The organism is Maricaulis sp. MIT060901, assembly GCF_047123815.1.
Classification (GTDB): domain Bacteria; phylum Pseudomonadota; class Alphaproteobacteria; order Caulobacterales; family Maricaulaceae; genus Maricaulis.
Genome location: NZ_CP138920.1, coordinates 389,720 through 416,660, shown reverse-complemented (window position 1 = coordinate 416,660; position 26,941 = coordinate 389,720). Strand labels below are relative to the sequence as shown.

33 protein-coding genes are annotated in these 26,941 nt (G+C 59.0%); all 33 read left to right on the top strand.

Going from position 1 to position 26,941, the window contains the following annotated elements:
* The first annotated feature begins 78 nt into the window (after positions 1 to 78).
* The 33 genes from rpoB to rplQ all read left to right on the top strand — a co-directional run bounded on the left by rpoB (position 79) and on the right by rplQ (position 26,887).
* Positions 79 to 4,161, top strand: a complete 4,083-nt coding sequence (gene rpoB / locus SIC17_RS02070) for a DNA-directed RNA polymerase subunit beta (protein ID WP_291896809.1) — start codon at positions 79 to 81, stop codon at positions 4,159 to 4,161.
* Between the two features lie 58 nt (positions 4,162 to 4,219).
* Complete coding sequence (rpoC, locus tag SIC17_RS02065; protein ID WP_412546252.1) at positions 4,220 to 8,440, top strand: DNA-directed RNA polymerase subunit beta'; 4,221 nt, start codon at positions 4,220 to 4,222, stop codon at positions 8,438 to 8,440.
* A 318-nt stretch (positions 8,441 to 8,758) separates the two neighbouring features.
* Positions 8,759 to 9,130: a 30S ribosomal protein S12 gene (gene rpsL, locus SIC17_RS02060; RefSeq protein WP_291896803.1), complete on the top strand. Its 372-nt coding sequence runs from the start codon at positions 8,759 to 8,761 to the stop codon at positions 9,128 to 9,130.
* An 11-nt stretch (positions 9,131 to 9,141) separates the two neighbouring features.
* Positions 9,142 to 9,612, top strand: a complete 471-nt coding sequence (gene rpsG, locus SIC17_RS02055) for a 30S ribosomal protein S7 (RefSeq protein WP_291896801.1) — start codon at positions 9,142 to 9,144, stop codon at positions 9,610 to 9,612.
* Positions 9,613 to 9,642: 30 nt separating this feature from the next.
* Positions 9,643 to 11,718 (top strand): elongation factor G, encoded by a 2,076-nt coding sequence (fusA, locus tag SIC17_RS02050; RefSeq protein WP_291896798.1) that lies wholly within the window; start codon positions 9,643 to 9,645, stop codon positions 11,716 to 11,718.
* Between the two features lie 51 nt (positions 11,719 to 11,769).
* A complete protein-coding gene (tuf, locus tag SIC17_RS02045) occupies positions 11,770 to 12,960 on the top strand; it encodes an elongation factor Tu (protein WP_412546251.1) in 1,191 nt (396 codons plus the stop codon).
* An 81-nt stretch (positions 12,961 to 13,041) separates the two neighbouring features.
* Complete coding sequence (gene rpsJ / locus SIC17_RS02040; RefSeq protein WP_011643734.1) at positions 13,042 to 13,356, top strand: 30S ribosomal protein S10; 315 nt, start codon at positions 13,042 to 13,044, stop codon at positions 13,354 to 13,356.
* Between the two features lie 3 nt (positions 13,357 to 13,359).
* Positions 13,360 to 14,145: a 50S ribosomal protein L3 gene (gene rplC, locus SIC17_RS02035; protein ID WP_412546250.1), complete on the top strand. Its 786-nt coding sequence runs from the start codon at positions 13,360 to 13,362 to the stop codon at positions 14,143 to 14,145.
* Positions 14,142 to 14,777, top strand: coding sequence for a 50S ribosomal protein L4 (gene rplD, locus SIC17_RS02030; RefSeq protein ID WP_412546249.1), 636 nt, complete (start codon positions 14,142 to 14,144; stop codon positions 14,775 to 14,777). Before rplC ends, rplD begins: the two co-directional genes overlap by 4 nt.
* A gap of 1 nt (position 14,778) precedes the next feature.
* Positions 14,779 to 15,081: a 50S ribosomal protein L23 gene (rplW, locus tag SIC17_RS02025; RefSeq protein WP_291895962.1), complete on the top strand. Its 303-nt coding sequence runs from the start codon at positions 14,779 to 14,781 to the stop codon at positions 15,079 to 15,081.
* Position 15,082: 1 nt separating this feature from the next.
* Positions 15,083 to 15,919: a 50S ribosomal protein L2 gene (gene rplB, locus SIC17_RS02020; protein ID WP_291895960.1), complete on the top strand. Its 837-nt coding sequence runs from the start codon at positions 15,083 to 15,085 to the stop codon at positions 15,917 to 15,919.
* Positions 15,920 to 15,929: 10 nt separating this feature from the next.
* Positions 15,930 to 16,208 (top strand): 30S ribosomal protein S19, encoded by a 279-nt coding sequence (gene rpsS / locus SIC17_RS02015; protein ID WP_291895958.1) that lies wholly within the window; start codon positions 15,930 to 15,932, stop codon positions 16,206 to 16,208.
* 3 nt (positions 16,209 to 16,211) lie between these two features.
* Positions 16,212 to 16,592, top strand: a complete 381-nt coding sequence (gene rplV, locus SIC17_RS02010) for a 50S ribosomal protein L22 (protein WP_291895955.1) — start codon at positions 16,212 to 16,214, stop codon at positions 16,590 to 16,592.
* Complete coding sequence (gene rpsC / locus SIC17_RS02005; RefSeq protein WP_291895953.1) at positions 16,592 to 17,296, top strand: 30S ribosomal protein S3; 705 nt, start codon at positions 16,592 to 16,594, stop codon at positions 17,294 to 17,296. The genes rplV and rpsC overlap by 1 nt, the downstream gene beginning before the upstream one ends.
* A 12-nt stretch (positions 17,297 to 17,308) precedes the next feature.
* Positions 17,309 to 17,722, top strand: coding sequence for a 50S ribosomal protein L16 (rplP, locus tag SIC17_RS02000; protein WP_291895951.1), 414 nt, complete (start codon positions 17,309 to 17,311; stop codon positions 17,720 to 17,722).
* A 12-nt stretch (positions 17,723 to 17,734) separates the two neighbouring features.
* Complete coding sequence (gene rpmC / locus SIC17_RS01995; protein ID WP_291895949.1) at positions 17,735 to 17,962, top strand: 50S ribosomal protein L29; 228 nt, start codon at positions 17,735 to 17,737, stop codon at positions 17,960 to 17,962.
* Positions 17,963 to 17,965: 3 nt separating this feature from the next.
* A complete protein-coding gene (gene rpsQ / locus SIC17_RS01990; RefSeq protein WP_291895947.1) occupies positions 17,966 to 18,199 on the top strand; it encodes a 30S ribosomal protein S17 in 234 nt (77 codons plus the stop codon).
* A gap of 34 nt (positions 18,200 to 18,233) precedes the next feature.
* Positions 18,234 to 18,602 carry a 50S ribosomal protein L14 gene (gene rplN, locus SIC17_RS01985; protein WP_291895944.1) on the top strand — a complete coding sequence of 123 codons (369 nt, stop codon included), beginning with the start codon at positions 18,234 to 18,236 and terminating at the stop codon, positions 18,600 to 18,602.
* Entirely contained in the window at positions 18,602 to 18,919 is a 318-nt protein-coding gene (rplX, locus tag SIC17_RS01980) for a 50S ribosomal protein L24 (RefSeq protein ID WP_412546248.1), read from the top strand. Before rplN ends, rplX begins: the two co-directional genes overlap by 1 nt.
* Entirely contained in the window at positions 18,912 to 19,466 is a 555-nt protein-coding gene (gene rplE / locus SIC17_RS01975) for a 50S ribosomal protein L5 (RefSeq protein WP_291895939.1), read from the top strand. The genes rplX and rplE overlap by 8 nt, the downstream gene beginning before the upstream one ends.
* A gap of 49 nt (positions 19,467 to 19,515) precedes the next feature.
* Positions 19,516 to 19,821 (top strand): 30S ribosomal protein S14, encoded by a 306-nt coding sequence (rpsN, locus tag SIC17_RS01970; RefSeq protein ID WP_412546247.1) that lies wholly within the window; start codon positions 19,516 to 19,518, stop codon positions 19,819 to 19,821.
* Between the two features lie 15 nt (positions 19,822 to 19,836).
* Complete coding sequence (rpsH, locus tag SIC17_RS01965) at positions 19,837 to 20,235, top strand: 30S ribosomal protein S8 (protein WP_291895933.1); 399 nt, start codon at positions 19,837 to 19,839, stop codon at positions 20,233 to 20,235.
* Between the two features lie 12 nt (positions 20,236 to 20,247).
* Positions 20,248 to 20,781, top strand: a complete 534-nt coding sequence (gene rplF, locus SIC17_RS01960) for a 50S ribosomal protein L6 (RefSeq protein WP_291895931.1) — start codon at positions 20,248 to 20,250, stop codon at positions 20,779 to 20,781.
* An 8-nt stretch (positions 20,782 to 20,789) separates the two neighbouring features.
* Positions 20,790 to 21,152, top strand: coding sequence for a 50S ribosomal protein L18 (gene rplR, locus SIC17_RS01955; protein ID WP_291895929.1), 363 nt, complete (start codon positions 20,790 to 20,792; stop codon positions 21,150 to 21,152).
* A gap of 13 nt (positions 21,153 to 21,165) precedes the next feature.
* Positions 21,166 to 21,765 (top strand): 30S ribosomal protein S5, encoded by a 600-nt coding sequence (rpsE, locus tag SIC17_RS01950; RefSeq protein ID WP_291895927.1) that lies wholly within the window; start codon positions 21,166 to 21,168, stop codon positions 21,763 to 21,765.
* A gap of 11 nt (positions 21,766 to 21,776) precedes the next feature.
* Positions 21,777 to 21,962, top strand: coding sequence for a 50S ribosomal protein L30 (rpmD, locus tag SIC17_RS01945; RefSeq protein WP_291895925.1), 186 nt, complete (start codon positions 21,777 to 21,779; stop codon positions 21,960 to 21,962).
* Between the two features lie 40 nt (positions 21,963 to 22,002).
* Complete coding sequence (rplO, locus tag SIC17_RS01940; protein ID WP_291895923.1) at positions 22,003 to 22,479, top strand: 50S ribosomal protein L15; 477 nt, start codon at positions 22,003 to 22,005, stop codon at positions 22,477 to 22,479.
* A gap of 32 nt (positions 22,480 to 22,511) precedes the next feature.
* Entirely contained in the window at positions 22,512 to 23,849 is a 1,338-nt protein-coding gene (secY, locus tag SIC17_RS01935) for a preprotein translocase subunit SecY (protein WP_366940116.1), read from the top strand.
* Positions 23,846 to 24,412, top strand: coding sequence for an adenylate kinase (locus tag SIC17_RS01930; RefSeq protein WP_412546246.1), 567 nt, complete (start codon positions 23,846 to 23,848; stop codon positions 24,410 to 24,412). The genes secY and SIC17_RS01930 overlap by 4 nt, the downstream gene beginning before the upstream one ends.
* Before the next feature lie 144 nt (positions 24,413 to 24,556).
* Complete coding sequence (gene rpsM, locus SIC17_RS01925) at positions 24,557 to 24,925, top strand: 30S ribosomal protein S13 (protein ID WP_291895918.1); 369 nt, start codon at positions 24,557 to 24,559, stop codon at positions 24,923 to 24,925.
* Positions 24,926 to 24,935: 10 nt separating this feature from the next.
* Positions 24,936 to 25,325, top strand: coding sequence for a 30S ribosomal protein S11 (rpsK, locus tag SIC17_RS01920; protein ID WP_291895916.1), 390 nt, complete (start codon positions 24,936 to 24,938; stop codon positions 25,323 to 25,325).
* Between the two features lie 74 nt (positions 25,326 to 25,399).
* Positions 25,400 to 26,419 (top strand): DNA-directed RNA polymerase subunit alpha, encoded by a 1,020-nt coding sequence (locus SIC17_RS01915; RefSeq protein ID WP_291895914.1) that lies wholly within the window; start codon positions 25,400 to 25,402, stop codon positions 26,417 to 26,419.
* 45 nt (positions 26,420 to 26,464) lie between these two features.
* Positions 26,465 to 26,887, top strand: a complete 423-nt coding sequence (rplQ, locus tag SIC17_RS01910; RefSeq protein ID WP_291895912.1) for a 50S ribosomal protein L17 — start codon at positions 26,465 to 26,467, stop codon at positions 26,885 to 26,887.
* The last annotated feature ends 54 nt before the right edge of the window (positions 26,888 to 26,941 follow it).

Here is a 26,941-nt window from a genome sequence, read left to right as displayed (position 1 = left end):
GTCCGTCTGGATCTAGGGGCGAGGGGCGCGGAGCATCCTCTCCGCATCTATGCAGTGCTATCTGCGAAGGGAGCCGACATGGGTCTGTCGTTCACCGGCAAAAAGCGCATTCGCAAATCTTTCGGTCGCATTCCGGAAACGGTCGCGATGCCGAACCTGATCGAAGTCCAGAAGAGTTCGTATGAACACTTCCTGATGAAGGACATGCATTCCAGCGAGCGGACCGATACGGGTCTGCAGGCTGTCTTTAAATCGGTGTTCCCGATCAAGGACTTCGCTGAGCGTGCGGTTCTCGACTTCGTATCCTACGAGTTCGAGCCTCCGAAATTTGACACCGAGGAGTGTCAGCAGCGGGACATGACCTATGCTGCGCCTCTGAAGGTGAAGATGCGTCTGATCGTTTTCGATGTGGACGAAGAAACCGGCGCCCGTTCGGTCAAGGACATCAAGGAGCAGGACGTCTATATGGGCGATATCCCGCTCATGACGGACAAGGGTACCTTCATCGTCAACGGTACCGAGCGTGTCATCGTTTCCCAGATGCACCGTTCTCCGGGCGTGTTCTTCGACCATGACCGTGGCAAGACGCACTCCTCCGGCAAATACCTGTTCGCAGCGCGCATCATCCCGTATCGCGGTTCCTGGCTCGACTTCGAGTTTGACGCCAAGGACGTGGTCCACATGCGCCTCGACCGTCGCCGCAAACTGCCGGCGACGACCCTGCTGTATGCGCTGGGCCTCGACAAGGAAGAGATCCTCTCCACCTTCTACACGGCTGTTGAATACAAGCTGACCAAGAAGGGCTGGAGCGTACCGTTCGTGAAGGAACGCTGGCGCGGTGTGAAACCGCAGCGCGACCTGGTGGACGCCAAGACGGGTGATGTTGTTGCCGAAGCCGGCAAGAAAATGTCTGCCCGTGCTGCCAACAAGCTGGCCGATGAAGGCCTGGCCAACCTGCTGGTTGGCGACGACCAGCTGATCGGTGCCTACCTGTCGGAAGACATGGTCAACATGGAAACCGGCGAGATCTTTGCCGAAGCCGGCGACGAGATCACCGAAGAGCTGTTGGTCGAGCTGAAGGACGCAGGCACCAAGGAAATCGGTATCCTGGATATCGATCCGGCCACCGGTGTTGGTCCCTATGTTCGCACGACCCTGTCCGTGGACAAGAATGAGAGCCGCGAGCAGGCGCTCGTCGACATCTATCGTGTCATGCGCCCGGGTGAGCCGCCGACCCCGGAAACCGCCGAAGCGATGTTCCAGGGCCTGTTCTTTGACAGCGAGCGTTATGACCTCTCTGCTGTTGGCCGTGTGAAGATGAACATGCGTCTCGACCTGGACGCTCCGGATGACATGCGCACCCTGCGCAAGGATGACATCCTGTCTGTCCTGAAGACCCTGGTCGACCTGCGTGACGGCCGCGGTGATATCGATGACATCGATAACCTGGGCAACCGTCGTGTTCGTTCCGTTGGCGAGCTGATGGAAAACCAGTACCGCATCGGTCTTCTGCGCATGGAACGTGCGATCAAGGAGCGCATGAGCTCGGTTGATATCGAGACCGTCATGCCGCACGACCTGGTCAACGCCAAGCCGGCTGCCGCTGCCGTCCGCGAATTCTTCGGCTCCTCGCAGCTGTCGCAGTTCATGGACCAGACGAACCCGCTGTCGGAAGTCACCCACAAGCGCCGCCTGTCCGCGCTTGGGCCGGGTGGTCTGACGCGTGAGCGTGCAGGCTTCGAGGTCCGCGACGTACACCCGACGCACTATGGTCGTATCTGTCCGATTGAAACGCCGGAAGGCCCGAACATCGGTCTGATCAACTCCCTGTCCACCTTCGCTCGTGTGAACAAGTACGGCTTTATCGAAAGCCCGTACCGCAAGGTCGAGGACGGCAAGCTGACGGAAGATATCCAGTATCTCTCCGCCATGCAGGAAGCGCGTTATTCCATCGCCCAGGCCAACGCCCACGTGAATACCGATGGCGGTCTGGACAATGAGTTCGTCAACTGTCGTGTCGGTCCGGTCCGTGATGTGACCCTGACCTCGCGCGATGAAGTCGATTTCATCGACGTCTCGCCGAAACAGGTCGTCTCCGTTGCTGCGGCGCTGATCCCGTTCCTCGAGAACGATGACGCCAACCGCGCTCTGATGGGATCGAACATGCAACGCCAGGCCGTGCCGCTGGTGAAGGCGGAAGCGCCTCTCGTCGGTACCGGCATGGAAGCTGTTGTTGCCCGCGACTCCGGTGCGGCCATTGCGGCCAAGCGTGCCGGTGTGGTCGAGCAGGTCGACGCGACGCGTATTGTTATCCGCGCCACGGAAGATCTCGAAGCGGCCCAGTCCGGCGTCGACATCTACCGCCTGTCGAAATTCCAGCGTTCCAACCAGTCCACCTGTATCAACCAGCGTCCGATCGTACGTGTGGGTGATGCGGTGCGTGGTGGTGACATCATTGCTGATGGCCCGTCCACGGATCTGGGTGATCTGGCGCTCGGCCGTAACGTGGTCGTCGCCTTCATGCCCTGGAACGGCTACAATTTCGAGGACTCCATCCTCATCTCCGAGCGTATCGTGCGCGACGATGTCTTTACCTCGATCCACCTCGAGGAATTCGAGATCGCAGCGCGTGACACCAAGCTGGGTCCGGAAGAAATCACTCGCGACATCCCGAATGTCGGTGAGGAAGCCCTGCGCAATCTCGACGAGGCCGGCATTGTTGCCGTCGGCGCCGAAGTTGCTGCTGGCGATATCCTGGTCGGCAAGGTGACGCCGAAGGGCGAAAGCCCGATGACGCCGGAAGAAAAGCTTCTGCGCGCCATCTTCGGTGAGAAGGCGTCCGACGTTCGTGACACCTCTCTGCGCATGCCGTCCGGTGCCACCGGTACGGTCGTTGAGGTTCGTGTCTTCAACCGCCATGGCGTCGACAAGGACGAGCGCGCGATCTCGATCGAGCGTGAGGAAATCGAACGCCTCGGCAAGGACCGTGATGACGAGCTGGTCATCCTGGAACGCAATATCTACCAGCGTCTCGGCGATCTGCTGCTGGGCAAGACGGCTGTCTCCGGACCGCGCGGCTTTGCCAAGGGTGAGGTCACTGTTGACGCCCTCGACGAGACCCCGCGCAGCCAGTGGTGGCGCATCGGTCTGGACGACGAGAAGGCCATGGGCCAGGTCGAAGCACTGCAGAAGCAGTACGAAGACTCCAAGGCGCGCCTGGACCGTCGTTTCGAGGACAAGGTCGACAAGCTGCAGCGCGGCGACGAAATGCCTCCGGGCGTGATGAAGATGGTCAAGGTCTTTGTTGCCGTGAAGCGCAAGCTTCAGCCGGGTGACAAGATGGCCGGTCGCCACGGCAACAAGGGTGTCATTTCCAAGATCAACCCGATCGAGGACATGCCGTTCCTGGCCAATGGTGAAGCTGTCGATATCGTTCTGAACCCGCTGGGCGTTCCCTCGCGAATGAATGTTGGTCAGATCCTGGAGACCCACCTGGGTTGGGCCTGTAAGGGCCTGGGCGCCCAGATCGGCGAGGCCTACGAGGCCTACAAGCGTGATGGCAATGTCCAGACGCTGACGACCGAGCTGAAGCGTGCCTATGGTGAGGATGCCGAGCTTCCGGATACCGAAGCGGAACTGGCCGAGCTGGGCCAGAACCTGAAAAACGGTGTTCCGATCGCAACGCCGGTCTTTGACGGTGCGCGTGAGCCGGACGTGGCTGACATGCTGGAACTGGCAGGCTTTGACCGTTCCGGTCAGTCGACACTCTATGATGGTCAGACAGGTGAGCCGTTCCGCCGCAAGGTCACGGTCGGCGTCAAGCACCTGCTCAAGCTGCACCACCTGGTGGACGACAAGATCCACGCTCGCTCGATTGGACCGTACTCCCTCGTCACCCAGCAGCCGCTGGGCGGTAAGGCACAGTTCGGTGGCCAGCGCTTTGGTGAGATGGAGGTCTGGGCACTCGAAGCATACGGTGCGGCGTACACGCTGCAGGAAATGCTGACGGTGAAATCGGACGACGTGGCTGGCCGGACCAAGGTCTACGAGGCTATCGTCCGTGGCGACGATACCTTCGAAGCCGGTGTTCCGGAGAGCTTCAACGTTCTCGTCAAGGAAATGCGTTCGCTCGGCCTCAACGTCGAACTGAAGAACGGCTAAGGCAATCAATTTCGCGGGGCGGTTCGCCGTCCCGCAAACCCCTTATGGGAGTGATGACATGAACAACGACGTCATGAACATCTTTAATCCGGCTGCCGAAGGCCCGTCTTTCGACCGGATCCGCATCGCACTCGCCAGCCCGGAGAAAATCCTCTCCTGGTCCTTCGGTGAAGTGAAGAAGCCGGAAACCATCAACTACCGGACGTTCAAGCCGGAACGTGATGGTCTGTTCTGTGCCCGCATCTTCGGTCCTGTGAAGGACTACGAATGTCTGTGCGGTAAGTACAAGCGTATCAAGTACAAGGGCATCGTCTGCGAGAAGTGCGGCGTTGAAGTGACCCTCGCGCGCGTTCGTCGCGAGCGCATGGGCCACATCGAGCTGGCCGCTCCGGTTGCTCACATCTGGTTCCTGAAATCCCTGCCTTCTCGGATCGCCATGATCCTCGACATGGCGCTCAAGGACGTCGAACGTGTTCTCTACTTCGAGAACTATGTTGTCATCGAGCCGGGCCTGACCCCGCTGCAGCCGTTCCAGCTTCTTTCCGAAGAAGAATACATGGACGCGCAGGACGAGTATGGCGAAGACGCCTTCACCGCCGGCATTGGTGCTGAAGCTGTCCGCGAAATCCTGATCAACATGGATATGGAAGCCGAGTGCGCCAAGATCCGTGAAGACATGAAGGAAACCGGTTCCGAGCTGAAGCTGAAGAAGTACGCCAAGCGTCTCAAGCTGCTCGAGAACTTCATCTCTTCCGGCAACAAGCCGGAATGGATGATCCTGACGGTCATCCCGGTCATTCCGCCGGAACTGCGCCCGCTGGTTCCGCTGGATGGCGGCCGTTTCGCGACGTCTGACCTCAATGATCTCTATCGTCGTGTGATCAACCGTAACAACCGCCTCAAGCGCCTCATCGAGCTGCGCGCGCCGGATATCATCATCCGCAACGAGAAGCGGATGCTCCAGGAATCCGTCGACGCCCTGTTCGACAATGGCCGTCGCGGCCGCGTCATCACCGGTGCCAACAAGCGCCCGCTGAAGTCGCTCTCCGACATGCTCAAGGGCAAGCAGGGTCGTTTCCGTCAGAACCTGCTCGGCAAGCGCGTCGACTATTCCGGCCGTTCGGTCATCGTGGTTGGTCCGGATCTCAAGCTGCACGAGTGCGGCCTGCCGAAGAAGATGGCGCTCGAGCTGTTCAAGCCGTTCATTTATGCTCGCCTTGACGCAAAGGGCCTGTCCGGCACCGTCAAACAGTCCAAGAAACTGGTCGAGAAAGAGCGTCCGGAAGTCTGGGATGTGCTCGACGAGGTCATCCGCGAACACCCGGTCATGCTGAACCGTGCGCCGACACTGCACCGTCTTGGCATCCAGGCATTCGAGCCGAAACTGATCGAAGGCAAGGCCATCCAGCTTCACCCGCTCGTCTGTGCAGCGTTCAACGCTGACTTTGACGGTGACCAGATGGCTGTTCACGTCCCGCTCTCGCTGGAAGCCCAGCTGGAAGCGCGGACGCTGATGATGTCGACGAACAACATCCTGTCCCCGGCCAACGGCAAGCCGATCATCGTCCCGTCCCAGGATATCGTTCTGGGCCTCTACTATCTTTCCATCGAGAAAGAGAACGAGCCGGGCGAGGGCATGGCCTTTGGCAGCCGTGCGGAAATGGAAGCCGCCCTGGAAACCGACGCTGTGACCCTGCACGCCAAGATCAAGGCTCGCTGGGAAGGCATCGATTCCGAAGGCAACCAGGTCACCAAGGTCATCGAGACGACACCGGGTCGCAAGATGATCATCGATCTCCTGCCGCGTCACGAGAAGATCCAGCCGGAAATGGTTGGTGAGCTTCTGACGAAGAAGGCGATCGGTGCGCTGATCGACAATGTCTATCGTCACTGCGGCCAGAAGGCGACGGTCATCTTCTGTGACCAGATCATGGGTCTGGGCTTCAAGGAAGCTGCCAAGGCCGGCATTTCCTTCGGCAAGGATGACATGCTCATTCCGGACGCCAAGGCGGACCTGGTGGGTGAAACCCGCCAGCTCGTTTCCGAATACGAGCAACAATATGTTGATGGTCTGATCACCAAGGGTGAGAAGTACAACAAGGTGGTCGACGCCTGGGCGAAGTGTACGGACAATGTCGCTGACGCCATGATGGACGAGATCGCGAAGACGACGGTCGGTGAAGACGGCCGTATCTCCGAGGTCAACTCGGTCTACATGATGGCTCACTCCGGCGCTCGTGGTTCCAAGAACCAGATGAAGCAGCTGGCAGGTATGCGTGGCCTGATGGCCAAGCCGTCTGGCGAGATCATCGAGACGCCGATTGTCTCGAACTTCAAGGAAGGCCTGACCGTCCTCGAATACTTCAACTCCACCCACGGTGCGCGTAAGGGTCTGGCGGATACCGCCCTGAAGACCGCGAACTCCGGTTACCTGACACGTCGTCTCGTCGACGTGGCCCAGGACTGCATCATCACCGAAGAGGATTGCGGCACGTCCGAGTCCATCGAGATCGATGCCGTTGTGGATGGTGGTGAAGTCATCGTCTCTCTGGAACAGCGCCTGCTGGGCCGGACCACCGCAGAAGAGGTCAAGAACCCGGCGACGGGCGAGACCATTTGTGGTGCCGACTCCTATGTCGACGAGGACCTGGCTGCGGAAATCGAAGCGGCTGGCGTGATCAGCGTCCGCGCGCGTTCGCCGCTGACCTGTGAAACCCGCGTCGGTGTCTGTGCGACCTGTTACGGTCGTGATCTGGCGCGTGGTACGCGCGTCAATATCGGTGAGGCCGTCGGTGTCATCGCAGCGCAGTCCATTGGTGAGCCGGGCACCCAGCTGACCATGCGTACCTTCCACATCGGTGGTACGGCGCAGGTCTCCGAGCAATCCTTCGTGGAAGCCACCAATGAGGGTAAGATCGCCTTCACCAACCCGTCGACCGTGACCAATGCTGATGGCGATCTGATCGTCATGAGCCGTAACATGCAGGTCTGTGTCGTTGACGGCGAGGGCAAGGAGCGTGAAGCGCACAAGCTGGGTTATGGTACCAAGCTGCGCGTGAAAGAGGGCGACAAGGCAGAGCGCGGTCAGCGCCTCGCCGAGTGGGACCCGTATACCGCTCCGATCGTTTCGGAAGTTGGCGGCAAGGTTCGCTTTGTCGACATCACCGACGGCGTTTCCGTGAAAGAGGAAACGGACGAAGCCACCGGTATCGCCTCCAAGGTGATCATCGACTGGCGTTCCGGCACCAAGTCGTCCTCCATTCAGCCGGCCCTGGTTATCCAGGACGAGAATGGTGAGCTGATCACGCTGTCGTCCGGTTCTACCGCGAGCTATATGCTGGCCGTTGGCGCCATTCTTTCCGTCAGCGATGGCGACGAGATCCGCCCGGGTGACGTGATTGCACGTATCCCGACGGAAGGTGCCAAGACGCGTGACATCACCGGTGGTCTGCCGCGTGTTGCCGAACTGTTCGAAGCCCGCCGTCCGAAGGACCACGCTGTGATCGCCGAGATCACCGGCCGTGTCGAGTTTGGTCGCGACTACAAGAACAAGCGTCGCATCGCCATCGTTCCGGAGGAGAATCCGGAAGAGGGTCGTGTCGAATACCTGGTTCCGAAGGGCAAGCACCTGACGGTTCAGGAAAACGACATCATCCAGAAGGGCGAATACCTGCTTGACGGTCACCCGGCGCCGCACGACATCCTGGCGATCCTGGGCGTTCCGGCACTGGCGAATTACCTGATCGACGAGATCCAGGAAGTTTACCGACTGCAGGGTGTTCCGATCAACGACAAGCACATCGAGACGATTGTTCGTCAGATGTTGCAGAAGGTCGAAATCCGTGATCCGGGCGAGAGTACCTTCCTTGCCGGTGAGCAGGTCGACAAGATCGAGTACATCGAAGCCAATGAGCGTCTGGAAGCCGAAGGCAAGCGTATGGCCGCTGGCGACCCGGTTCTGCTGGGTATCACCAAGGCTTCGCTGCAGACGCGTTCCTTCATCTCCGCGGCGTCCTTCCAGGAAACCACGCGCGTTCTTACCGAGGCCTCTGTCCAGGGTAAGGAAGACACGCTGGAAGGCCTGAAAGAGAACGTCATCGTCGGACGACTGATTCCTGCCGGTACGGGTGCCATGATGCGTCAGTACCAGAAACTTGCAGATGATCGTGACGACGTAATGCTCGCAGAGCGCGAGCAGGCGATCGAGGAAGAGGGGCTTCCGGCGGAAATCGCAGAAGCTGCCGCTGCTGAAGCAGCCTCTGAAGCGAGCCCGGAATAAGGCGTTAATCGCCTGATAGACAAGGAAAGGCCGCCAGTTATCTGGCGGCCTTTTTTTGTGTGTGCACCGCTTAACCATAGGGGCTGGAGAAAAAGTCTGTAGCGGTGCTTGACGGATGCGAGTCGCGTGCGTAGTTTCCGCGCTCGTTTTAAGGGCGGGCCGTAATCCATTGGATTAAACGACGCTCACCGTAACGGAAAAACCCTTGGTTCCGACGCGCGGGCATTACGCTCGAACGGCGGGGCCGTTACTTGCACCCAGCAGTGCCTTGCCGCGCTGATGGGTGTCGCTATTGAGATAGAAACGGATTAGAGCGGGATGCCGACAATCAACCAGCTCATTCGCAAGCCGCGAAAAGACAAGCCGAAGCGCAACAAAGTGCCGGCCCTTGAGGCCTGCCCGCAGCGCCGCGGTGTTTGCACGCGCGTATACACGACGACGCCGAAAAAGCCGAACTCGGCTCTCCGGAAGGTCGCGAAAGTACGCCTGACCAACGGCCACGAAGTCGTTAGCTACATCCCGGGTGAGGGGCACAACCTTCAGGAACACTCTGTCGTGTTGATCCGCGGCGGTCGTGTGAAGGACCTTCCGGGTGTTCGCTATCACATCCTTCGTGGCGTGCTCGACACCCAGGGTGTCAAAGATCGTAAGCAGCGTCGTTCGAAGTACGGCGCCAAGCGTCCGAAGTAAGGGAGACGGAAATGTCACGTCGCCATCGCGCAGAGAAACGTGAGATCCACCCGGACCCGAAGTTCGGTGACCGCGATCTCACGAAATTCATGAACTACATCATGCTGGACGGTAAGAAGTCCGTTGCAGAGCGTATCGTCTACGGTGCGCTGGACATCGTTGAAGGCAAGCTCAAGCGCGAGCCTGTCAGCGTTTTCCATGATGCCCTCGGCAATGTTTCTCCGGAAGTCGAGGTTCGCTCCCGCCGTGTTGGTGGTGCGACCTACCAGGTTCCGGTTGAGGTGCGCCAAGACCGCAAGAAAGCCCTGGCCATTCGCTGGCTCACGGCTGCTGCCCGTGGTCGCAATGAGAACACGATGCGTGAGCGTCTCGCTGGCGAATTGATGGATGCTGCTGCCAACCGTGGCACGGCCGTCAAGAAGCGCGAAGACACGCACCGTATGGCAGAGGCGAACCGCGCCTTTGCTCACTATCGCTGGTAAACGACCAAGCTCGTATCAAGGACCCTGACAATGGCCCGCGAATATAAGATTGAGGATTATCGTAACTTCGGCATCATGGCGCACATCGATGCTGGCAAGACGACGACCACCGAACGGATCCTCTACTACACCGGTAAGTCCCACAAGATCGGTGAAGTGCACGATGGTGCAGCCACCATGGACTGGATGGAGCAGGAGCAGGAGCGTGGCATCACGATTACCTCTGCTGCAACGACCTGTTTCTGGAACGGCAAGCGTCTGAACATCATCGACACCCCGGGCCACGTGGACTTCACCATTGAGGTTGAGCGCTCCCTGCGTGTCCTCGACGGTGCTGTTTGCTGTCTCGACGCCAATGCCGGTGTAGAGCCGCAGACCGAGACGGTCTGGCGTCAGGCGGACAAGTACGAAGTTCCGCGCATGATCTTCGTCAACAAGATGGATAAGCTCGGCGCTGACTTCTACAACTGCGTCGGCATGGTCACGGATCGCCTGGGTTCCACCCCGCTTCCGGTCCAGCTGCCCATCGGTTCCGAGTCCGAGTTTGAAGGTCTGATCGACCTGATCAAGATGAAAGAGCTTGTCTGGCAAGGCGAAAACCTGGGTGCGACCTGGGAAGAGCGCGAAATCCGCGCTGAGCTTGCCGACAAGGCTGCTGAGTACCGCGAACAGCTGGTCGAGACCGCTGTTGAGCAGGACGAAGCGGCCATGGAAGCTTATCTGGAGGGGGAAGAGCCGTCCGAAGACAAGCTGAAGGCTCTCATCCGCCAGGGTACGATCAACCTGTCCTTCGTTCCGATCCTGTGTGGTACGGCGTTCAAGAACAAGGGTGTCCAGCCGCTGCTCGACGCAGTTGTCGACTTCCTGCCGAGCCCGGTCGAGATTCCGGCCATCAAGGGCATCGACGTCAAGACGGAAGAAGAGACCACGCGTCCGGCTTCCGATGACGAGCCGACCTCTCTGCTGGCGTTCAAGATCATGAACGACCCGTTTGTCGGTTCCCTGACGTTCGCGCGCATGTATTCCGGTCACCTGGAAACGGGTACGTCCCTGCTCAACACGGTCAAGGACAAAAAAGAGCGTATCGGTCGTATGCTGCTGATGCACTCCAACTCCCGTGAAGACATCAAGGAATGTTATGCCGGCGACATCGTCGCGATTGCAGGCCTGAAGGACACCACGACGGGTGACACCCTGTCTGACTCCCTCAAGCCGGTTATCCTCGAGCGCATGGAATTCCCGGATCCGGTTATCGAACTGGCCATCGAGCCGAAGTCGAAAGCCGACCAGGAGAAGCTGGGTATCGCCCTGCAGCGTCTGGCTGCCGAGGACCCGTCCTTCCGCACGAAGTCTGACGAAGAGTCCGGTCAGACGATCATCGCAGGAATGGGCGAGCTTCACCTCGACATCCTGGTTGATCGCATGAAGCGTGAATTCAACGTTGAAGCGAACATTGGTGCGCCGCAGGTGGCCTACCGCGAGAGCCTCAGCCAGGCTGGTCTTGTCGATTACACGCACAAGAAACAGTCCGGTGGTTCCGGTCAGTTCGCGCGCGTCAAGATCGAGTTCGAGCCGAATGAAGCCGGTGCCGGTTTCGAGTTCGAATCCAAGATCGTCGGCGGTAACGTGCCGAAAGAATACATCCCGGGTGTCGAGAAGGGCCTCAAGTCTGTCATGGACAACGGTCTGCTCGCAGGCTTCCCGGTCATCGACGTCAAGGCGACGCTCGTTGACGGTGCCTACCACGATGTTGACTCCTCCGTGCTCGCTTTCGAGATCGCTGCCCGTGCAGCGTTCCGCGAAGCAAAGCACGAATGTGCTCCGAAGCTTCTCGAGCCGATCATGAAGGTCGAGGTCGTGACGCCGGACGAGTACACCGGTGGTGTTATCGGTGACCTGAACTCCCGCCGCGGCCAGATCGCGGGCCAGGAGATGCGTGGCAACGCTACGGTTGTTAACGCAATGGTCCCGCTCGCCAACATGTTTGGCTACGTGAACAACCTGCGCTCGGCCACTCAGGGTCGCGCCCAGTTCACCATGCAGTTCGACCACTATGAGGCTGTGCCGAAAGCGGTTGAACAGGAAATCATCGAGAAGTCCGCATAAGCGGCTTCTTCGAACGGAAACAACGCAGATTGAGATTTCGGAGAGAGATCGATGGCTAAAGAAAAGTTTGAGCGCACAAAGCCGCACGCGAACATTGGTACGATTGGTCACGTTGACCACGGCAAGACCACGCTGACGGCTGCTATCACGATGGTTCTGGCTGAAGCTTCCGGTGGTGAAGCGAAGGGCTATGATGAGATCGACAGCGCGCCGGAAGAGAAGGCTCGTGGTATCACGATTTCCACGGCGCACGTTGAGTATGAGACGGAAAACCGTCACTACGCTCACGTTGATTGCCCGGGCCACGCCGACTACGTGAAGAACATGATCACCGGTGCGGCCCAGATGGACGGCGCTATCCTGGTTGTTAACGCTGCTGACGGCCCGATGCCGCAGACGCGTGAGCACATCCTTCTGGCGCGCCAGGTTGGCGTTCCGGCTCTGGTCGTGTTCCTGAACAAGGTTGACCAGGTTGACGACGAAGAGCTGCTCGAGCTGGTTGAAATGGAAGTTCGCGAGCTTCTGTCTTCCTACGAGTTCCCGGGCGACGATATTCCGATCGTGGCCGGTTCTGCTCTGGCCGCTGTTGAAGGCCGTGACGCAAACATCGGTAAGGACAAGATCCTTGAGCTGATGGCTGCTGTTGACGACTACATCCCGACGCCGGACCGTCCGGTTGACCAGTCCTTCCTGATGCCGATCGAGGACGTTTTCTCGATCTCCGGTCGTGGTACGGTTGTGACCGGCCGTATCGAGCGCGGTGTTGTCACGGTTGGCGAGGAAATCGATATCATCGGTATCCGCGACACCCAGAAGACGACGTGTACGGGCGTTGAGATGTTCCGCAAGCTGCTCGATCGCGGTGAAGCAGGCGACAATGTCGGTATCCTGCTGCGCGGCATCGACCGTGACGGTGTTGAGCGTGGCCAGGTCCTGGCCAAGCCGGGCTCCATCACGCCGCACGCGAAGTTCGTTGCTGAAGCCTACATCCTGACGAAGGAAGAGGGTGGCCGTCACACGCCGTTCTTCACCAACTACCGTCCGCAGTTCTACTTCCGTACGACGGACGTGACGGGTGTTGTAACGCTGAACGCTGGCACCGAGATGGTTATGCCGGGCGACAACGTTGAAATGAACGTCGAGCTGATCACGCCGATCGCCATGGACCAGGGCCTGCGCTTCGCGATCCGCGAAGGTGGCCGCACGGTCGGCGCCGGCGTCGTCTCCAAGATCGTCGAGTAATTTTAGTAATCCAGGTCGGGGTTGCCTTCGGGCAGCTCCGGCCTTGCTCTTTTTGAAACTTTAGACAACGGGATTGGTTTGATGGAACGTCAAAACATCCGAATTCGTCTCAAGGCGTTTGATCACCGTGTGCTGGATAATTCCACGCGCGAGATCGTTTCGACAGCCAAGCGTACGGGGGCGAATGTTCGCGGCCCGATCCCGCTGCCGACGCGTATTGAGAAATTCACGGTGCTGCGGTCCCCGCACATCGACAAGAAGTCGCGTGAGCAGTTCGAAATCCGGACTCACAAGCGTCTTCTCGACATTGTCGACCCGACCCCGCAAACGGTTGATGCTCTTATGAAGCTCGATCTGTCTGCAGGTGTCGACGTCGAGATTAAACTAGGAGCGTAAACCATGCGCACGGGTGTAATTGCCAAGAAGCTGGGCATGACTCGCGTGTTCTCCGATGAAGGAGCTCACGTACCGGTCACCGTCCTGCATCTGGACAACTGCCAAGTCGTCTCTCACAAGACGGCCGATCGCGACGGTTATACCGCCCTCCAGCTCGGTGCTGGTGAGGCGAAAGCTAAGCGGACCAACAAGGCACAGCGCGGTCACTTCGCGAAAGCGAATGTCGCGCCGAAGCGCAAGTTGGTGGAATTCCGCGTCAATGATGACGCGATGATCGAAGTTGGCGCTGAGCTGACAGCTGATCACTTCGTTCCCGGCCAGAAAGTAGATGTCGCTGGCATCTCTATCGGTAAAGGTTTTGCCGGCGCCATGAAGCGCCACAATTTTGGCGGTCTGCGGGCCTCGCACGGTGTGTCTATCTCACACCGTTCGCATGGTTCCACGGGTCAGTGCCAGGATCCGGGCAAGGTCTTCAAAGGCAAGAAAATGGCCGGCCACATGGGTGCCGCGCGCGTGACCACGCAGAACATCGAAGTTGTTCGCGTTGACGCCGATCGCGGTCTCGTATGGCTCAAGGGTGCAGTACCGGGTTCCGCCGGTGGCTGGGTTGAGCTGCGTGACGCTGTCAAAGGCGTGAAAGCAGACGATCTGCCGCTGCCGGGCGCGTTCCGTACGCTCGACGAGCTCAATGCTCCGGTCCAGGAAGAAGCTCCGGCCCAGGCCGATGCAGCTCCGGAAGCTCCGGCTGCTGACGCGAAGGCTGACGGCGAAGAAGGAACTGAAGCATGAAGCTCGAGGTAAAAACCCTCGCGGCCAAGGATGCCGGTGCGATCGATCTCGATGATGCTGTGTTCGGCATCGAGGAGATCCGCGCAGACCTGCTCCAGCGCTGTGTGAAGTGGCAGCTTGCTGCTCGCCAGCAGGGCACGCACAAAACCAAGGGTCGCTCCGAGATCGCTCGGACGAAGAAGAAGTTTGGTCGCCAGAAGGGCGGCGGCGGCGCGCGTCACGGCGCTCGTTCCGCGCCGATCTTCGTTGGTGGTGGTCGCGCTCACGGTCCGCGTGTTCGCTCCCATGCCCATGACCTGCCGAAAAAGGTTCGCGCTCTGGCCCTGCGTCACGCGCTCTCTTCCAAGGCTGGCTCTTCCAACCTGATCATCATCGATGACGCCGCTCTGAAGGCTCCGAAGACAAAGGACCTGCGTTCTTCCTTCGAGAACCTGGGTGTCCAGAACGCTCTGGTCATCTCCGGCGAGACGGTGGATGAGAATTTCGCTTTGGCTGCACGCAATATTCCGTGCGTCGACGTCCTGCCGGCCCAGGGCCTGAACGTCTATGACGTTCTGCGCCGTGACACGCTGGTGCTGACCAAGGCTGCCGTGGAGAAGATCCATGCACGCCTGAGCGCTAAGGAGGCGTAAGATGTCAGTTGCTGCACGTCATTACGATGTAATCCTGGCGCCGGTCTTCACCGAGAAGTCCACGCTGCTGGAAGAGGGCAAGAACGCGTTCTACGTTCCTGTGACTGCGACCAAGACGCAGATCAAGGAAGCGGTAGAGGCGATCTACGCCAAGGAAAAGAAAACCGTTGTTGCGGTTAACACGATCAAGATCCACGGCAAGGTCAAGCGTTTCCGTGGCATGCTCGGCAAGCGCAACGACCAGAAAAAAGCGATCGTCACCTTTGCTGACGGCAAGTCGCTTGATCTGACGGGAGACTTCTAAGATGGCTTTGAAGACTTTCAAACCGACGTCTCCGGGCCGTCGCGCGCTGGTCCTTGTTGACCGCTCCGCGCTGCATAAGGGTCGTCCGGAAAAGACCCTCGTTGAAGGCAAGTCCAAGTCTGGTGGTCGTAACAACACCGGTCGTATCACCTCCCGCCGTCGCGGTGGTGGTGCGAAGAACCTGTACCGCCTGGTCGATTTCAAGCGTCGCAAGTGGGACGTTCCGGCTACGGTCGAGCGTCTGGAATACGATCCGAACCGGACCGCATTCATCGCGCTGATCAAGTATGAAGACGGCGAGCTCGCCTACATCCTAGCGCCGCAGCGCCTGGCTGAAGGTGACACGGTCATCGCGTCGGCAAAAGCTGACGTGAAGCCGGGCAACGCCATGCCGCTGAAGGCCATCCCGGTCGGCACGATCATTCACAATGTCGAGCTGAAGCCGGAGAAGGGTGGTCAGATCGCCCGTTCCGCTGGTGCTTATGTCCAGCTGGTCGGTCGTGACGGTGGCTACGCTCAGATCCGTCTCGCTTCTGGTGAACTGCGCATGGTGTCCGACAAGTGCATGGCGACCGTTGGTGCCGTGTCCAACCCGGACCACCTCAACGTCAACCTCGGCAAGGCAGGCCGCAACCGTCACCTCGGTCGTCGCCCGTCTGTTCGTGGTGTGGTCATGAACCCGGTTGATCACCCGCATGGTGGTGGTGAAGGCCGTACCTCTGGTGGTCGTCACCCGGTGACCCCGTGGGGCAAGCCGACCAAGGGTGCCAAGACGCGCAAGAACAAGTCTACGGATAAGTTCATCATCCGCTCGCGCCACGAGCGCAAGAAGCGATAAGGAGACGACGATGCCTCGTTCTGTATGGAAAGGTCCGTTCGTCGACGGTTATCTGCTGAAAAAAGCGGAAAAGTCGCACGAAGGCGGACGTAAGCAAGCGATCAAGACCTGGTCGCGCCGTTCAACCATTCTGCCGCAATTTGTCGGTCTGACCTTCCAGGTCCACAACGGGAACAAGTTCGTTCCGGTTCTGGTTACTGAAGACATGGTCGGTCACAAGCTCGGCGAATTTGCTCCAACCCGGACCTATTACGGTCACGCGGCGGACAAAAAAGCGAAGCGGAGATAAGCGATGGGACAGACTGCTAACCCTCGTCGCGTCGCTGACAATGAAGCACGTGCCAAGCTGCGGATGATCCGTATCAGCCCGCAGAAACTCAACCTGGTTGCCGCCCTGATCCGTGGCAAGAAGGTCGAGAAGGCGCTCAACGACCTGGAATTCTCGCGCAAGCGTATCTCCAAGGACGTCAAGAAAGTGCTCGAGTCCGCTATCGCCAATGCCGAGAATAATCACGGCCTCGACATCGACAGCCTTGTCGTTGCTGAAGCCTATGTCGGCAAAAACCTGGTTATGAAGCGTTTCCGTGCCCGTGCCCGCGGCCGTGGAGCGAAAATCCTGAAGCCGTTTTCCGAGCTCACAATTGTGGTTCGTGAAGTTGAGGAGGCTGCCTGATGGGACAGAAGGTAAATCCGATCGGTCTGCGCCTCGGCGTCAACCGCACTTGGGAATCCCGCTGGTATGCCGGCGCGGGTGAGTACGCGAAACTGCTGCACGAAGATCTCAAGATTCGTGAAATGCTGAAGAAGCGTCTCAAGAACGCCAGCGTATCAAAGATCGTGATCGAGCGTCCGCACAAGAAGTGTCGCGTTACGATCCACACTGCTCGTCCGGGCGTCGTGATCGGCAAGAAGGGCTCCGACATCGAAGTCCTTCGCCGTGAACTTTCCCGCATGGTCGACGGCGAAGTCTTCCTGAACCTCGTTGAGGTTCGCAAGCCGGAAGTCGACGCCAATCTGGTTGCGGAATCAATCGCTCAGCAGCTGGAACGCCGTGTGGCTTTCCGCCGAGCGATGAAGCGTTCGCTCCAGTCTGCCATGCGCATGGGCGCCAAGGGCTGCAAGATCCTCTGTGGTGGCCGCCTCGGTGGCGCAGAGATTGCACGCTCCGAGCAGTACCAGGAAGGCTCCGTGCCGCTGCACACGCTGCGCGCGGATATCGATTATGGAACCGCCGAAGCCAAGACCGCGATGGGTATCATCGGTATCAAGGTCTGGATCTACAAAGGCGAGATCATGGAACATGACCCAATGGCTCAGGAGCGTCGTCTCCAGGAGTCGGGTGAGCAGCGCGCCCGTTCGGGTCGCCAAGCCGCGTAAGGAATTGGAGCAATGCTGCAACCGAAACGCACAAAATTCCGTAAGGCGCACAAGGGCCGTATCAAAGGAGCAGCGAAGGGTGGTTACTCCCTGAACTTTGGCTCCTATGGCCTCAAGGCGCTTCAGCCGGAACGCGTAACCGCACGCCAGATCGAGGCGACTCGTCGTGCGATCACCCGTCACATGAAACGTGCCGGTCGTGTGTGGATCCGTATCTTCCCGGACGTGCCGGTCACCAACAAGCCGACCGAAGTCCGGATGGGTAAAGGTAAGGGTTCAGTTGAATACTGGGCCTGCAAGGTCAAGCCGGGCCGGATCATGTTCGAGATCGACGGTGTGCCTGAGGATGTCGCGCGTGAAGCGCTCTCCCTCGGTGCTGCCAAGCTGCCGATCAAGTGCAAGATCGTCACCCGACTGGGCGAATAAGGAGCGTCGACAATGGCTAAAAAGGCCGAAGAACTCAAAGGTTCCGACGTTCGGGCCCTCTCTGATGACGAGCTCCAGGACAAGGTCCTCGAGCTCAAGAAAGAACAGTTTAATCTGCGCTTCCAGCAGGCCCGTGGCCTGATGGAAGATACGGCCCGCTTCGGCAAGATCCGCCGCGATATCGCGCGTATCCGCACCGAGCAGGTCTCTCGCAAAGCGCAGCAATCGCAAGGAAGCTAACCGATGCCAAGACGTATTCTGCAAGGCACTGTGGTCAGCGATAAAGGCGCCAAAACCGTTGTAGTTCGTGTGGAACGTACGTTCCTGCACCCGCTGCTTCGCAAGACGGTTCGTCGCTCCAAGCGCTATCACGCGCATGATGAAAATCAGGCACATAAGGTGGGCGATAAAGTCCAGATCCAGGAATGTGCACCGAAGTCGAAACTCAAGCGGTGGGAGATCGTGTCCCAGGCATAAGCCCGGGCCGATCTGCTCTTAAGGAGGATCAGCCATGATCCAGATGCAAACCAATCTGGACGTAGCCGACAATTCCGGCGCCCGCCGTGTGCAGTGCATCAAGGTGCTGGGCGGCGCCAAGCGTCGTTACGCCCATGTGGGTGACATTATTGTCGTCTCCGTCAAGGAAGCCATTCCGCGCGGTCGCGTGAAGAAGGGTGACGTCCGCAAGGCCGTTGTCGTTCGCGTGGCCAAGGACATCAAGCGTGCTGACGGTTCCGTCATCCGCTTTGACTCCAACGCAGCGGTCATCATCAACAACAACAATGAACCAGTTGGTACACGTATCTTCGGGCCGGTTCCGCGCGAGCTTCGCGGCAAGAACCACATGAAGATCGTCTCCCTGGCTCCGGAGGTGCTGTAATGGCTGCCAAGATCAAGAAGGGCGACAAAGTCGTCGTTCTCGCCGGCCGCGATAAAGGCAAGACCGGTGAGGTTCTCAACGTGCTGCCGGAAGACGACAAGGTCGTTGTTTCCGGGATCAATGTCGTCAAGCGCCACACGCGCCCGACGCAACAGGATCCGGGTGGCATCAAGGAAAAAGAAGCCGCAATCCACGTTTCCAACGTCGCGATTGCAGATCCGAAAACCGGCGAAGCGACCCGTGTCGGCTTCAAGACCAATGACGACGGCAAGAAAGTCCGTTTCGCCAAATCTTCGGGCGAGGTTATCGATGTCTGATACGTACACCCCGCGCCTTCGCACCAAGTATCGCGAGGAAATTCGCGACACGATGAAGGACAAGTTCAGCTACGCCAATCCGATGCAGATCCCGCGTATCGAAAAGATCGTGATCAACATGGGTGTCGGCGAAGCCGCTCAGGACTCCAAGAAAATCAAGGGTGCCCTTGAGGATCTCGAGGCAATCGCCGGCCAGAAGCCGGTCAAGACGGTTGCCAAGAAATCCATCGCCGGTTTCAAGCTCCGCGAGGAGCAGGTCATCGGTGCCAAGGTGACCCTGCGCCAGGATCGTATGTATGAATTCCTGGACCGACTGATCACAATCGCGCTACCGCGCGTGCGTGACTTCCGTGGTTTGAACGGCAAATCGTTCGACGGCCGCGGAAATTACGCGATGGGCTTGAAAGAGCACATCGTTTTCCCTGAGATCGACTACGACAAGGTCGAGAAGATCCGGGGCATGGATATCGTGGTGTGCACCACCGCGACTAATGATGAAGAAGCGAAGGCCCTGCTGGCCGAGTTCGATTTCCCGTTTTCGAACTAACGCAGCAGGAGAGCAGAGCCATACCGGCTCCGCACGCAGGAGAACTTAAATGGCGAAAAAAGCCTCAGTTGAACGCAATCGCAAGCGCGAGCGCCTGGCCCAGCGTTATGCTGCCAAGCGTGAGCAGCTCAAAGCGATCGCGCGTGACCAGGAACTGCCGGTTGACGAGCGTTTTGCTGCTCAGCTGAAACTGGCAGCACTGCCGCGTAATTCGGCAGTCACCCGTGTACGCAACCGTTGTGAAATCACCGGTCGCCCGCGCGGTTTCTATCGCAAGCTGCGCATGTCGCGTATCGCGCTGCGCCAATTGGCTAGCCAGGGCATGGTCCCGGGCATGGTCAAGTCGAGCTGGTAAGAGAGGAGATCCGATATGTCTGTGAATGATCCTCTCGGCGATATGCTGACCCGCATCCGTAACGCACTGATGCGCAACAAGCGCAACGTGTCCACGCCGGCATCGGCCCTTCGCCGTCGCGTCCTCGACGTGCTCAAGAGCGAAGGCTACATCCGTGACTATGCGGAAGTAGAGCATGCCAGCGGCATGAAAGAGTTCGAAATCGAGCTCAAGTATTTCGAAGGCGATTCCGTAATCTCCGAGATCAAGCGTATCTCGAAGCCTGGCCGCCGTGTTTATTCGGGCGTCAAGGATCTGCCGCTCGTCCAGAATGGTCTGGGTATTGCCATCCTCTCCACGCCGAAGGGCGTGATGTCGGATTCCAATGCTCGCGAGGCCAATGTGGGCGGCGAGATCCTTTGCCACGTCAGCTAAGGGAGACAATCGATGTCACGTATTGGTAAACTCCCCGTAGCCGTTCCGGCTGGTGTCACCGCGACACTGTCCGAGACGAGCCTGACGGTCAAAGGTCCCAAGGGCGAACTGTCCATGGACTTTGTCGAAGACGTCACCGTCTCCCAGGGCGATGAAGGTATCCAGGTTCAGCCGCGCGACGAAAGCAAGCGCGCCCGCGCCATGTGGGGCATGCAACGCGCGCTGATCGCGAACCTCGTCCAGGGCGTCACCGCTGGTTACGAAAAAGATCTTGAACTGGTCGGCGTTGGTTACCGCGCTCAGATGCAGGGCACGTCCCTGAAGCTGTCGCTCGGTCTCTCGCACGACGTTGTCTACACCCCGCCGGCTGGCGTCACGATTTCCTGTGGCAAGCCGACCGAGGTGAAAGTTGCAGGTGCTGACAAGCAAAAAGTTGGTCAGGTTGCCGCCGAGATCCGTCGTTTCCGTCCGCCGGAGCCGTACAAGGGCAAAGGTATCAAATATGTCGGCGAATACATTCGCCGCAAAGAAGGCAAGAAGAAGTAGGGCGAGCGATGAAAACTCAACGCGAAAAATCCGTCCGTCGCGCACAGCGCAACCGGATCCGGCTTCGGAAACTGGCCAATGGCCGTCCGCGCCTCTCGGTCTTCCGTTCTTCGAAGAACATCTCTGTCCAGATCATCGACGATGTCGCTGGCAAGACGATCGCATCTGCTTCTTCCATGGAAGAAGTTGCTCGCAAGGAGCACTCCAAGGGTTGCGACGTTGCGGCTGCTGCATTTGTTGGCAAGCTGATCGCAGAGCGTGCTGCCAAGGAAGGCGTCAAGACTGTCGTCTTTGACCGCGGCGGCTACATCTACCACGGGCGTGTGAAAGCGCTCGCAGAGGCGGCCCGCGAGGGCGGCCTGGACTTCTAAGGGAGCGGACACCATGGCTCAACAAAGAGAGCAGGAACGTGGCCGCGGACGCGGCCGGGGTCGTAACAAAGACCGTCAGGAAGAGCGCGAAGACGAACTCGTCGACAAGCTCGTACACATCAACCGCGTTGCGAAGACCGTTAAAGGTGGTCGTAACTTCCAGTTTGCCGCTCTGGTTGTCGTAGGTGACCAGAAGGGCCGCGTTGGCTTCGGCCAGGGCAAGGCCCGCGAGGTTCCGGAAGCGATCCGCAAGGCGACGGACGAAGCTAAGAAGAACATGATCCGTGTTCCGCTGCGCGAAGGCCGTACGCTTCACCATGATGGCCGTGGCCGTCACGGTGCGGGCAAGGTTGTACTGCGTGCTGCACCTCCGGGAACCGGCGTTATCGCCGGTGGTCCGATGCGTGCGGTTCTGGAAACCCTCGGCGTTGGCGACGTTGTTGCCAAATCCCTGGGCACGTCCAACCCGTACAACATGATCCGTGCAACCTTCGACGCCCTGAAGCGCCAGAATTCGCCGCGTTCCGTCGCTGCGAAGCGTGGCCTGAAGGTCGGTGATCTGGTGAACCGCCGTAGCGACGGTGCGTCTTCGCCGGAAGCGATTGAATCGTAAGGACCGCGATCATGGCTAACAAAACCATCAAAATCCGTCAGACGGGCAGCCCGATTCGCCGCCCCGAAGATCAGCGCGCTACGCTGGTTGGTCTTGGTCTCAACAAGATCGGCCGCGTTCGTGAACTGGAAGACACCCCGGCTGTCCGCGGCATGATCCGCAAAGTCAGCCACATGGTGGAAATTATCGAGGAGTAGGTCCCCGTTGGGGAAACCACTCGTTCGAATGGAGAACGATATGCGTCTCAATGAATTGCGCGACAACGACGGCGCCGCCAAGCTCCGCACCCGTATCGGCCGTGGTATCGGCTCGGGCAAGGGCAAGACCGGTGGCCGTGGTGTGAAGGGTCAGAAATCCCGCTCTGGCGTAGCCATCAAGGGCTTCGAGGGCGGCCAGATGCCGCTTCACATGCGTCTTCCCAAGCGTGGCTTCAACAAGCCGAACCGCAAGCAGTGGGCCGAGATCAATCTCGGTCGCCTGCAGAAAGCGATCGACGAAGGCAAGCTCGACGCCAAGAAGGCAATTGATGCCGAAGCTCTCATCGCGGCCGGTCTGGTCCGTCGTGAGCTCGATGGCATCCGCCTCCTTGCGAAAGGCGAACTGAAGGCCAAAGTAGAGATCACCGTAGCCGGTGCTTCCAAGCCTGCCGTTGAGGCAGTCGAGAAAGCAGGCGGCAAAGTGAATCTGCCTGCTGCGAAAGACGCAGAGGCCTAATCGGCATCCGCCGACCGCTTGAGGACGACTAAATGGCTTCAGCTGCACAACAGCTTGCTGCGAACATGAATTTCGGCTCCTTCGCGAAAGCGAAGGAGCTGCAACAGCGTATCCTGTTCACGATCGGGATCCTGATCCTGTATCGTGTGGGTACCTATGTTCCGGTTCCGGGTATCGACCCGACCCGTTACGCGGCAATGTTCGACCAGAATTCCCAGGGAATTCTGTCCATGTTCAACATGCTTGGCGGCGGCGCCGTCGAGCGTATGGCAATCTTTGCCCTGAACGTGATGCCGTATATCTCGGCGTCGATCATCATGCAGCTGATGTCCGCCACCATTCCTTCCCTTGAAAAGCTCAAGAAGGAGGGCGGTGAAGCCGGCCGCAAGCAAATCAACCAGTATACGCGTTACCTGACTGTCCTTCTGGCCACAGGCCAGGCGCTGGCGATCGCCGTGGGAATGAACTCGATTGATCCGAACACGGGTCAGGCGCTCGCGGTCAATCCGGGTCTGTTCTTCTTGGTCTCCACGGTGACGACACTTGTTGGCGGTACGATGCTGCTGCTGTGGCTGGGTGAACAGATCACCGCTCGGGGTATCGGCAATGGTGTTTCGCTGATCATTTTCGCAGGGATTATCGCTGCGGTGCCAAGCCTGATCGGTGGCGCCTTTGCGGCCGCTGAGAGCGGGACCCTGTCCGGTGGTGTATTCCTCGGCGGTGTCGCCCTGGTTCTCGCTGGCCTGACCCTGGTGGTTTTCGTCGAGCGTTCCCAGCGTCGCCTTCTGGTCCAGTATCCCAAGCGCCAACAGGGCAACCGCATGATGGGCGGTGAGAGCTCCTTCCTGCCGCTGAAGCTCAACACGGCCGGCGTTATTCCGCCGATCTTCGCCTCTTCCCTGCTGTTCATGCCGCAGACGATGGCGAGCTTCAACACGCAGGCCGCAAGTGGCCCACTGGCCAATATCATTGCCTATCTTCAGGCCGGGTCTCCGACCTTCCTGATTGTGTATGCGGCAATGATCATCTTTTTCTGTTTCTTCTACACCTCCGTGGTGTTTAACCCGGAAGACACGGCTGACAACCTCCGCAAATACGGTGGTTTCCTGCCAGGCATCCGTCCGGGCAAGCGTACGGCGGAATACCTGGACTATGTCCTGTCCCGTCTGACTCTGATTGGCGCGCTCTATCTGACGCTGATCTGTGTGGTTCCGATGATGATTTCGCCGAACACTGCCCTGGGCGGTACGTCGATCCTGATTGTCGTCTCGGTGACCATGGACACGATCTCCCAGATTCAGTCGCATCTGCTGGCTCACCAGTATGAAGGCCTGATCAAAAAGTCGAAGCTGCGGGGGCGCAAGCGATGAACATCATTCTTTTCGGACCTCCGGGTTGCGGCAAGGGTACCCAGGCCAAGCGTCTCGTTGCAGAGCGCGGCTGGGTGCAGCTGTCCACCGGTGACATGCTGCGCGCTGCCAAGGCAGCAGGCTCTGATCTCGGCAAGCGAATTGCTGCGATCATCGATGCCGGCGAGCTGGTGTCCGACGAGATTGTTATTGAACTGATTGCCGAACGTCTTCCCGAAGCGGAAGCGGCCGGCGGAGCCATCTTCGATGGTTTCCCGCGGACGGTGGCCCAGGCGGAAGCCCTGGACCAGCTGCTCGCGGATCGTGGCACTCAGGTCGACTCGGTTGTCGAGCTGAAGGTTGTTGACGAAGCGCTCGTCCAGCGCCTGGTCAAGCGGGCCGAGGAAGAGGGACGTCCGGATGACACTGAAGAAGTCATCCGTAACCGTCTCAAGGTCTATTACGGCCAGACCGCACCGCTGATCCCTTTCTTTGCCAACCAGGGCAAGCTGAAAGAGGTCGACGGAATGGGGTCAATGGACGCTGTAGCTGCATCAATTGCAGCTGCATTGGACGAGAAGTGAACAAAGCGTGTTGTAACCCCATTGACGGGGGCGCAACACAGACTGTAGATAGCGCCCTTCGCAAAAGCGGGCGAACATTTGAGGCAACCGGGAGGTGGCCCAATGTTTCGTCCCTGAATGGTGTTCTGAATTAGGAGATGGATCGTGGCCCGTATTGCCGGCGTCAACATTCCGACGAACAAGCGTGTAATGATCGCGCTTAGCTATATCCACGGCATTGGCCCGGCCAAGGCGAAGGACATCTGTGAACAGGTGTCCATCACCCCGGAGCGCCGTGTAAGTGACCTGACCGACGCAGAGATCCTGCAGATCCGCGAAGTGATCGACCGCGATCACACCGTGGAAGGTGATCTTCGCCGCGAAGTCGCTGTGAACATCAAACGTCTCATGGACCTCGGTAACTACCGCGGCCTGCGCCACCGTCGTGGCCTGCCGGTTCGCGGTCAGCGCACGCACACCAATGCGCGCACCCGTAAAGGTCCGGCCAAGCCGATTGCCGGCAAGAAGAAATAGGGCCTGAACCATGGCTAAAGATACCGGCCGCGTTAAACGCCGCGAGCGCAAGAATATCACGTCGGGTGTTGCCCACGTGAATTCCAGCTTCAACAACACCATGGTGACCATCACCGACGCCCAGGGTAATGCAATTTCCTGGTCCTCCGCTGGTCACATGGGCTTCAAGGGCTCCCGCAAGTCCACGCCTTATGCTGCGCAGATGGCTGCCGAGGATGCGGGCAAGAAGGCTCTCGAGCACGGCATGAAGACGCTGGAAGTCAAGGTTTCCGGTCCGGGTTCGGGCCGTGAGTCGGCGCTGCGCGCTCTGCAAGCTGTTGGTTTTACCATCACCACCATCCAGGACGTGACGCCCATTCCGCACAATGGTTGCCGTCCGCCGAAGCGTCGTCGCGTTTAAGACAACGCATTTGGTTTTCGCCTGTATGTACGCGCCGGCGCACCGCCGCCGGCTGATGAAGGGGCAGTAAGAACGTGATCGAAAAGAACTGGCAAGAACTCATTCGTCCGATGAAGCCGGAGATCAAACCGGGTCATGATCCGGAGCGTCAGGCCAAGATTGTCGCCGAACCGCTGGAGCGTGGTTTTGGCATGACACTGGGCAATGCTCTGCGTCGTGTGCTGCTGTCCTCCCTGCAGGGCGCAGCTGTCACGAATGTACACATCGATGGTGTGGTGCACGAGTTCTCCTCGATCGACGGTGTTCGCGAGGACGTCACTGACATCATCCTGAACATCAAGCAGATTGCCCTGCGCATGCATGGCGAGGGACCCAAGCGCGTTGTCCTGACCAAGACTGGTCCGGGCATCGTGACTGCGGGTGACATCGAGGAAACGGCTGACGTCGAGATCGTCAACAAGGACCTCGTTCTCTGCACGCTGGATGAAGGCGCTGAAATCCGCATGGAATTCACCGTCAACACCGGCAAGGGCTATGTTCCGTCCGACCGCAATCGTCCGGAAGACGCTCCGATCGGCCTGATCGGCGTTGACAGCCTGTACAGCCCGGTCAAGCGCGTGTCCTACAATGTCGAGAACACCCGTGAGGGCCAGGTTCTGGACTATGACAAACTGAATCTCGAAGTTGAGACGGATGGTACGGTCTCGCCGGAAGACGCTGTCGCTTTTGCTGCGCGCATCCTGCAGGACCAGTTCCAGATCTTCATCAACTTTGAGGAGGCTGTCGAAAGCCGCCCGGCGGAAGACGACAAGCCGGAGCTCGATTTCAACCCGGCGCTGCTGCGCAAGGTCGACGAGCTGGAGCTGTCTGTTCGTTCGGCGAACTGCCTGAAGAATGACAATATTGTTTACATCGGCGACCTGATCCAGAAGTCCGAGGCGGAAATGCTCCGTACCCCGAACTTCGGCCGCAAGTCGCTTAATGAGATCAAGGAAGTTCTCGCCCAGATGGGTCTGCACCTGGGTATGGAAGCGCCGAACTGGCCGCCGGAGAACATCGAGGATCTCGCCAAACGTTTTGAGGATCACGTCTAGGCAGCCGCCGAGAGGCGCCTGAACCGGACCTGAGGAGATTAAGCCATGCGTCACGGCATCGCACACCGCAAGCTCAACCGTACGACCTCGCACCGTAAGGCCATGCTGGCCAATATGGCTGCGTCGCTGATCGAGCACGAGCAAATCGTAACCACGCTCCCGAAAGCCAAGGAGCTGGCTCCGTTCATGGACAAGCTGATCACGCTGGCCAAGCGTGGCGACCTGCACGGTCGTCGTCTGGCCATGTCCAAAGTTCGCAATGAAGAACAGGTCAAGAAGCTGTTCGACACGCTGGGCGGCCGCTACACCGAGCGCGCTGGTGGTTACACCCGCGTCCTCAAGGCTGGCTTCCGTCACGGCGACAATGCTCCGATGGCTGTCATCGAGCTGGTTGACCGCGATCCGGCAGCCAAGGGCGCTGCTGACCGCGCTCGCGTCGAGGCCGAAGGCGACATGAACGACGAGTAAGACACTTGTCATTACAGGTTCAGGAGAAGGCGGCTTAGCATTTGCGAGCCGCCT